The 7,471-nt window shown below is 33.5% G+C and carries 8 protein-coding genes and 1 pseudogene; 8 read left to right on the top strand and 1 reads right to left on the bottom strand.

What is annotated here, in order from left to right; genetic code table 11:
* From QWC74_RS07320 to QWC74_RS07300, 5 genes are all read left to right on the top strand, one after another.
* The coding region (locus QWC74_RS07320) for a tetratricopeptide repeat protein (RefSeq protein ID WP_288993968.1) at positions 1-787 on the top strand (787 nt) is incomplete at its 5' end.
* A gap of 298 nt (positions 788-1,085) precedes the next feature.
* On the top strand, positions 1,086-1,796 hold the full coding sequence (gene mtnN, locus QWC74_RS07315) for a 5'-methylthioadenosine/S-adenosylhomocysteine nucleosidase (RefSeq protein WP_006783442.1): 711 nt from the start codon (positions 1,086-1,088) through the stop codon (positions 1,794-1,796).
* 112 nt (positions 1,797-1,908) lie between these two features.
* Entirely contained in the window at positions 1,909-2,601 is a 693-nt protein-coding gene (locus QWC74_RS07310) for a response regulator transcription factor (RefSeq protein ID WP_006783441.1), read from the top strand.
* Positions 2,591-3,904, top strand: a complete 1,314-nt coding sequence (locus tag QWC74_RS07305) for a HAMP domain-containing sensor histidine kinase (protein WP_132942878.1) — start codon at positions 2,591-2,593, stop codon at positions 3,902-3,904. The genes QWC74_RS07310 and QWC74_RS07305 overlap by 11 nt, the downstream gene beginning before the upstream one ends.
* Positions 3,905-3,972: 68 nt before the next feature.
* Positions 3,973-4,293 carry a hypothetical protein gene (locus tag QWC74_RS07300; RefSeq protein ID WP_100068679.1) on the top strand — a complete coding sequence of 107 codons (321 nt, stop codon included), beginning with the start codon at positions 3,973-3,975 and terminating at the stop codon, positions 4,291-4,293.
* 247 nt (positions 4,294-4,540) lie between these two features.
* Here the strand turns inward: QWC74_RS07300 and QWC74_RS07295 are convergent, their stop codons facing one another.
* On the bottom strand, positions 4,541-4,702 hold the full coding sequence (locus tag QWC74_RS07295) for a DUF1540 domain-containing protein (protein ID WP_006783438.1): 162 nt from the start codon (positions 4,700-4,702) through the stop codon (positions 4,541-4,543).
* A gap of 169 nt (positions 4,703-4,871) precedes the next feature.
* On the opposite strand from QWC74_RS07295, the gene QWC74_RS07290 reads away from it, so the two are divergent.
* The 3 genes and pseudogenes from QWC74_RS07290 to QWC74_RS07280 all read left to right on the top strand — a co-directional run.
* Positions 4,872-5,822, top strand: a complete 951-nt coding sequence (locus QWC74_RS07290) for an alpha/beta hydrolase (RefSeq protein ID WP_006783437.1) — start codon at positions 4,872-4,874, stop codon at positions 5,820-5,822.
* Between the two features lie 527 nt (positions 5,823-6,349).
* Positions 6,350-7,021 carry a response regulator transcription factor gene (locus QWC74_RS07285; protein ID WP_006783435.1) on the top strand — a complete coding sequence of 224 codons (672 nt, stop codon included), beginning with the start codon at positions 6,350-6,352 and terminating at the stop codon, positions 7,019-7,021.
* Positions 7,018-7,471 (top strand): annotated as a pseudogene (locus tag QWC74_RS07280) (sensor histidine kinase); the annotation flags it as partial. The gene QWC74_RS07285 and the pseudogene QWC74_RS07280, both read left to right, overlap by 4 nt.

The raw sequence follows: 7,471 nt of genomic DNA, 5'->3' as shown, positions 1-7,471 counted from the left end.
GATTGGTTTAAATATGGAGAAAATGGGAATGTATGAAGAGAGCATTTCTTATTTGAAGATGAGCCTTCATTCACTAAGCCCAGATATGACGGAGTATCGTTATAAAATTCTTTATAATTTAGCCAAAGGATATTTTCAGGTCGACCAACTTGATTTAGCGTTAAATCATATTGACTTAGCACTAAGAGAGGGAGAGACGCCCCAACCTCTAACTCGGGCAGCTCACATTATTCTTAAAGGGATTGTTTTGCGCAAATGTGGTCGAATTCAAGAGGCCATAGACGTGCAAGTTGCTTTTATTGAAAATCCATGCTATCCGCCATTTGTCACCGAAGTTTATCAAAATTTAAGTTATTTATACAAATCTCAAGGGAGATTTGAAGAGGCATTGGAGGTTTTAAATCATTTAGTTCAGGTTGTGACCGATGAAGTAAAAAAGCATTTAGCACTTGGATTAATGGGGACTATTTATTACGAGTTAGGTGATTATGAACTGGCAGAGGATTACTTAAATCAATCAAAAGAAAAAATTTTAAAATATGGGATATTCGAACAAGCGAAAGCTGTCACGAGTTCTTTAATTGATATGTACATTTTAAAAGGAGTTGAATCACAGATGATTAACTTCTTTGATGAAATAAATGAGTATGTTGGTCAGAAGTATTTATCACCCGCTATTTTTCATCATGTCAAATCTTATTTGTTTGATCAATTTTATCATAATAAAATTGATGAAAGACAGTTCAAATTATGGATGTTTCATGTCGAATGTTTAGGAAGGGATTAAAATGAAGAGAAAATGATTAAGGTTATTCGTGATGATGGGGGTCTTCATCCATAGTAATTTATTCAATTTTGAAGTTTTAGCTTATGATCACACTACAGAACATGGTTGGGAAACGACCCCAGATATTCGTGTTTAAGTCGAATGATCATCACTTTAATTAAACTCGCTTCAATAATTGGAGCGAGTTTTTGTATGAAATCCCTTCAATAGGTTCTCGTCTATTAACTATTGCATATAGTAAGATAGGTAGAAATGAGTCAGATAAAATTGATCCTGAATTGGATAAAGGGTGATGAACATGTTGTGTATTTTTTGCGAATCTAAGTTTGAAGCGCAACAATTATTAGCTAAATTGAATGATTATAAAATCGTCACAGATTATCTCTTCAACATTTATGAAATAAAATTGAATGGGAAAGATATCATTTTGGTTCAAGCAGGAGAGGGAAAAGTTAATTTTGCTTATGCAATGGGTGTGATTACAGAGAAGTATCCGATTACCGCGGTTATTGGATTTGGAAATTGCGGATATATCGGAAAGCAAAAAAAAGATCTTGGAGATATTGCCATTTCAGATATGGTTTTCCAATATGATGTCGATTTTCAAGCCAATCATTATCGATTATTTGAAATTCCTGGAACTAATCAAGTTGTTTTCCCAAGTGACTTACATTTAAAGCAATTTGCTTTAATGGCTTGTAAGTATTTAGATTATAAGGGCCAGGTTGGACTTTTTGGAACAGCAGATCGTTTTATTAATAGTAGCATTATTTCCGAACATTTAAATCAAAGTTATCGCATTGAGTTTATAGATGTTGAGGCAGCTGTTTTAGGTCAAGTCGCTTATCGTCATCATCTCCCATTTATTTGTGTTAAAGCAATCTCTCATTATGGAGATGATGAAGCTTTTCAAACCTTTAAACAGGCGTTTCAAGCTGCTAATGAACGATCAAGTGATGTTGTTTATACGATGCTTGAGGCCATGACGCGAAAAGGTGTTTATTGTTAGGAATATAAAATAATTGAAAAAGACAACCTATAGTTGTCTTTTTTTGATGAATTTTATTTAATTTATGATATAACTGAGATAAGTTAATTTTTTTTAAGGTGGGATGAAGTAGATGAAAAATAGAATTTTAGTCGCTGATGATAATCAAGATATTCGTCAAATTCTTCAAATCTTATTAACAGGTGATGGGTACGAGGTTGTGACGGCTTGTAATGGTGAGGAAGCCATTGAATTAATGGATGAGAGTATTGGACTTGTGATTTTAGATGTCGAGATGCCAAAGAAGTCTGGGATTGTTGTCTGCTCTGAAATACGTCAGAAGTCTTTTGTTCCGATTTTATTTTTAACGGCCTATGGCCAAGAATCGGATAAAACGATGGGATTTTCAGCGGGTGGCGATGATTATATCACGAAACCTTTTTCAAATAGTGATTTATTGATCCGTGTTAAAGCATTATTAAGACGAGCGTATCAGTATCATTCAACGACTCAGGTAAAGGTAGAACCGACGATTACGATTGGTGATTTAGTGGTGGATTTGAATTCGACGCGTGTGATTTTAGAGGGAAAAGAGGTTTCCTTGACCACGACAGAATATGAGATTTTACGACTATTGATTACTCATCGTAAAAAAATATTTTCGATGGAACAAATTTATCAAAGTATTTGGAATGATTCAGGGCAAGTGATTGGTGACAATGCCGTCATGGTTCACGTGCGAAATTTGAGAAAAAAAATTGAGAAGGATTCAAAAAATCCAGTCTATATTAAGACGGCTTGGGGAAAAGGGTATTATGTGGATTAATCGATTTCTTGAAAAGGTAGGGTTACCAAAGTGGAGCTTAGTGATTACAGGATATGTGGTCATTTCATTATTACTATCTTTTATAAGTTATGTTATTTTAGAGGAATCACTTTATTCGTTAACGAGTAAAGTTGTGAATCAGTCTCCCAGTTATGCAGACGAAATGGATCGAATCAATCGAGATATTCAGGCGTACATTACGAATCATCAATTATCTTTAGAAAATGCTAAGCAACTAGAAGAATGGCATCGAGCACATGATGATTTGCTAATTTTGATTTACCAAGGAGATGAACTTTATTATGATTCAAGCTTAATCTCTTATGGGTATCAAGAATCTGATGTCATGTACATTCCAAAAACTTATGCACTCCAATTTAGTGACGGGACGGCTTGGATAGATATTTATCCGTTTTTTAATCTTAATTTTTATTTGTGGGGACGAGTATTGTGTGTCATAGCTTCGATGGTGATTTTTATGATTACCTTTATGACCTTGTTGCATCGACAGATTACTTATATCTTAGAAATTAGCCATGCCGTTGAACGAATGAAAAATGGTCAGTTATCGACTCAAATTGAAGTGAGAGGTCAGCATGAAATCTCTCAGTTAGCAGCAGACATTAATGACATGGCTAAAACTTTAGAACAACAAATAGAACTTGAGAAAGAATTAAAACAGCAAAACATTCAAATGATTAGATCACTATCTCATGACTTAAGAACCCCCTTAACCGCTGTTATCTCTTATTTAGATATCATCAAGCAGGAAAAAGATAAGGGAGAACAGACGAAATATCTAGAGATTGTGTCTAGCAAGGCATTTCAGATCAAATATTTAATTGATCAGTTGTTTCGTCAGTGTGTTGTAGAAGAAAAAAAAGCGCCAGTTATGACGCTAAATGCAGATGAGATGATTGAACAGTGTTTACATGAAGTCGTTTCTTCACTGGAAAGTGAAGGGTTTGAGGCTTTGGTAGAGGTTGAAATCGAGAATTCATTTAGTTTACAGATGGAACGTCATGATTTTTACCGTTTAATCGATAATATTTGTTCAAATTTATTAAAATATGCGGATGCTTCACATCCGATTAAGTTTAGAATTTGCGAATTAGAAGATGTTTTAGTTATCAAGGTTTGTAATAAAGTTTTACTTCAAATCAGTGATGAGATTGAAAGTCATGGAGTAGGACTGCAAAGTTGTCGTATGCTGATTGAGAGTGTTGGAGGAAAACTAGAAGTTTATCAAGAATCAGATCAGTTTATTTTTGAGTGTGAGTTACCAATCCTACAGAATTGTTAAGATTTTTCAACATAAATTTTAAAGATTTGGATGCTATAATACAGATGTTAGAAAAAGGAGGGAATGAAATGGCACTTGGTTATTTGTTTTTGTTATTTGTTATTTTATTTATTTTAGCATTTTTAATCGTTGTTCTTTTGATAAACGTTAAAAAGTCTAAACTAACACATGCTATGATCTGGATTTCAGCTGTTTATAGTTTTTGGTTAGCCTGGATAAATGTCACTTCATTGCCGACGAATTTTTATTTAGAACAAGGAATTGGAATTTTGATTGGTACAAGTGCATTAGTTGGACTTATTTTATATTATCGACATCGTACGGGATGGGCAAAAGGATTTGTTATTTTTTCCATTGTTGCAAACATTGTTCAATTATTTTTATTCTAATTTAAAAAGCAAACGCTCGATGTTTGCTTTTTTTATTTTCTATCAGTTTATTAACTCAATTAAGGGGCATATAAGAAAACAGACATGATGATCAGATAGGAAGTAAAAAAAATCCTTTTTTATTAAATCAGTTGTCTTATTTTAGGGAATTGCTGAATATAATGAATTAAATATGGTTTTCCTGGGAAATTTTAAAAGCTAGGGTAGCCCTAGCTTTAGAAGATATTAGGATGGAGACAACGTGTGATTATTTTAATTCAAATGACTGACAGTCAGTACATTCACATTGGACTGGGTTCTTTTCATGTGTTCCCACTGTGATTTGATTTAATTGACAGAAATGTTTTTGATTGTTATTAAATTTACAACTACTTACTGTACATTTGACACCTGGATTTTTATCATGCATTGTGATCATCCTCCAATAAATTTGTTGTTAAACAACAATTATAGTATGAGAATTTAGGAGTAAAGTTATGAATGTTAAATGTTTACAAATCAAATAATTTGAAAAACAAAATAATTTTGATATAATAAATAAAAAGCAATGACTGAATTCCAAAAAGAGGTGATTTAGAATGAAAAAAAAGAAAAAGGTCATTATCGGTTCAACGGTTGGTGCAGGATCTATTTTTGCGTTAGCAACTTGGATTATTGGGAATATGGTTTATGATGGAACAGTTGGAAAGAATCCGTCAGTTAGTGCAGAAGATATGACTGTTTTTTACACAGAGCGTGAAGATAAAGTGTTAGACACATTAGATAAATATGAACATGCTACAACCTTTGTACAGAGTCCTATAAATGGCTATGAGGTTGAAGTTTTAGATATTAAGGCGAATACGCCAACAAATGATGTGATGGTAATTGTTCACGGAATCGGAAGCAATTATCATGAGGTCTTAAATTCAGCATTTAATTATTTAGAAAATGGTTATAATGTGGTTGTTTACCATCAACGTCATACCGGATTAACAGGTGGTGAAAATTATACGTTTGGATTATATGAGCGATTTGATTTAGATGCTGTTGCAGGATTTGCTCGTGAGTTATATCCAAATGGAATTTTAGGAATTCACGGATTTTCGATGGGAGCTGCCACAGCAACGATGCATACTGAGTTAAATGAAAAAAGTAAATATGCTGATTTTTATGTGTTAGACGCGCCATATCATACGATGGAGAGTGCTGTTGAACTTGGAATTATCGCTGAAAATATTCCATTTTTACCGGTGAGTTATGCTAAATGGGCTGGGAATGTCGTGTTAAAACTTAAAGAAAATCTAGTTTATGATGATATTCAACCTGTTAAAGCTGTTTCGAATATTACGGTTCCCGTGTTATTAATTCATGGAACAGAAGATAAGGTTACCCCACCAGAGAGTAGCCAGTATATTTATGATGCGATTCCACATGAACAAAAAGAACTTTGGTACATAGAGGGACTCGGTCATTGTGAAGCGGATGACTTAATGGAGAAGGAGTATTTTAGTGGAATTTATCAATTTATCGAGAAATACGTTAGATAAGTTGAATGACAATATGAGGACAAGGGATCATCTCATTTCGTTTAGGCGAATTGGGATGATTTTTTTATATGACAAAAATGAAAGATTTCTGTCATCTAGTTCGATGTTATAAGATTAGGGCAGGAGATATAATGTATCTGTCAGTGAGTTTTAACAAAACTTTTTGAGGAGATGATGGAGATGAAATTTGTAATCGAAATCTTAAAAGTAATTGGTTTAGTCTTAATAGTAGGGATTAAAGAAGAGCATGTGAATGAGTGGTGCAAGTAGCATTTTAAATACATCAGTTTAATTAAAGGAAGATGGGAGAGATAATCATGCTAAGAGCAGTAATGGAAATTTTAAAAGTCATCGTATTAGTCTTAGTAATCGGAGTAAAAGAAGAGACTGTCAATGAGTTATATGTAGCAGAGTAAACTTGAGTTCACATAGATGAACTCTTTTTTTTGTGACAAAATTGTAAGGATAATTATACTAGACGCTAGGGTATAATAAGAGTAGTTGGATTTAGAAGTGGAGGTATCATTTTGCAAAAAATTATGATTATTGAAGATGCAGAAGTGATTCGTGAAGAGCTTCAAATTTTTTTAAGCCGTTATGGTTATGAGGTTGAAGCACCAACGGACTTTTCAAATATTGTAGAACAGGTAGAAACGATCAAGCCACAATTAATTTTATTAGATATTAATTTACCTGTTTTTGATGGATATTATATTTGTAAAGAAGTGCGAAAATCATCTGATGTTCCAATTATTGTCGTAACGAGTCGAGATAGTGAGCTAGATGAGTTAATGAGTATGAATTTAGGCGCTGATGATTTTATTACCAAACCGTATAATACGCAAATTTTATTAGCGCGCATCTCATCCATTTTAAAACGAACGTATGGTTCTTTGTCGGCAAGTGAGACGCTTTGTTATAAAGGTCTGACGCTGAATTTGTCGAATGGAAGTATCACTTATGAACAAAAGACGATGGAGCTTACAAAGAATGAACTGAAAATTTTAGGATGTCTCATTAAAAATCAGGGCCAAATTGTCTCGAGGGATGTTTTGATGGAGCATTTATGGAAATCAGATTTATTTGTTGACGATAATACGTTGTCGGTGAATGTGACACGTCTTCGAAAAAAACTAGAGGAAATTGGTCTTAAGGATGCGATTGAAACGCGTCGTGGGCTAGGGTACATCATGCCATGAGATTCGTTGATTATGTAAAGAATCATGTTACCTTTTTAGTCATTCAAATGTTAGTTTTTTTAGTTATTTTAATGTTTATGCTTATTGCTAAAGTGAGCGGAGTCGTTATTTTTTTAGTTGGATGTTTATGGTTTATTCCAGTTATCTCTTATATGCTGATTGAATACTTTAAGTGGCGACGTTACTTTAATCAATTGGAGTCGGTCTTAGAAGAACTTGAGGAGAAATATTTAGTGGCAGAGGTGGTTGAAGAGCCAGAATTTTTAGAAGGCCAACTTTTTCACAGTTTATTGTATGATATTACGAAATCGATGCATGAAAATGTCAATAAATACGAAGAACTTGAAACGGAATATCGGGAATATATTGAGACATGGGTTCATGAAATTAAAACGCCGATTGCTTCTTTGAAATTGATTCTTGAAAATAATGAAAGTGACGTGGCACGTC

Origin of the sequence: uncultured Turicibacter sp. (assembly GCF_938044715.1) — a bacterium.
Lineage (GTDB): Bacteria > Bacillota_I > Bacilli_A > MOL361 > Turicibacteraceae > Turicibacter > Turicibacter sanguinis.
Note: the sequence above shows the minus strand (reverse complement) of the source record. Positions and strands in the feature narration are given on the sequence as shown.

Excerpts from the sequence above, each read along its gene's own strand:
- QWC74_RS07290 (WP_006783437.1), top strand. The coding sequence starts at position 4,872 with ATGAAAAAAAAGAAAAAGGTCATTATCGGTTCAACGGTTGGTGCAGGA.
- mtnN (WP_006783442.1), top strand. The coding sequence starts at position 1,086 with ATGTTGTGTATTTTTTGCGAATCTAAGTTTGAAGCGCAACAATTATTA.
- QWC74_RS07305 (WP_132942878.1), top strand. The coding sequence starts at position 2,591 with ATGTGGATTAATCGATTTCTTGAAAAGGTAGGGTTACCAAAGTGGAGC.
- QWC74_RS07310 (WP_006783441.1), top strand. The coding sequence starts at position 1,909 with ATGAAAAATAGAATTTTAGTCGCTGATGATAATCAAGATATTCGTCAA.
- QWC74_RS07300 (WP_100068679.1), top strand. The coding sequence starts at position 3,973 with ATGGCACTTGGTTATTTGTTTTTGTTATTTGTTATTTTATTTATTTTA.
- QWC74_RS07295 (WP_006783438.1), bottom strand. The coding sequence starts at position 4,702 with ATGCATGATAAAAATCCAGGTGTCAAATGTACAGTAAGTAGTTGTAAA.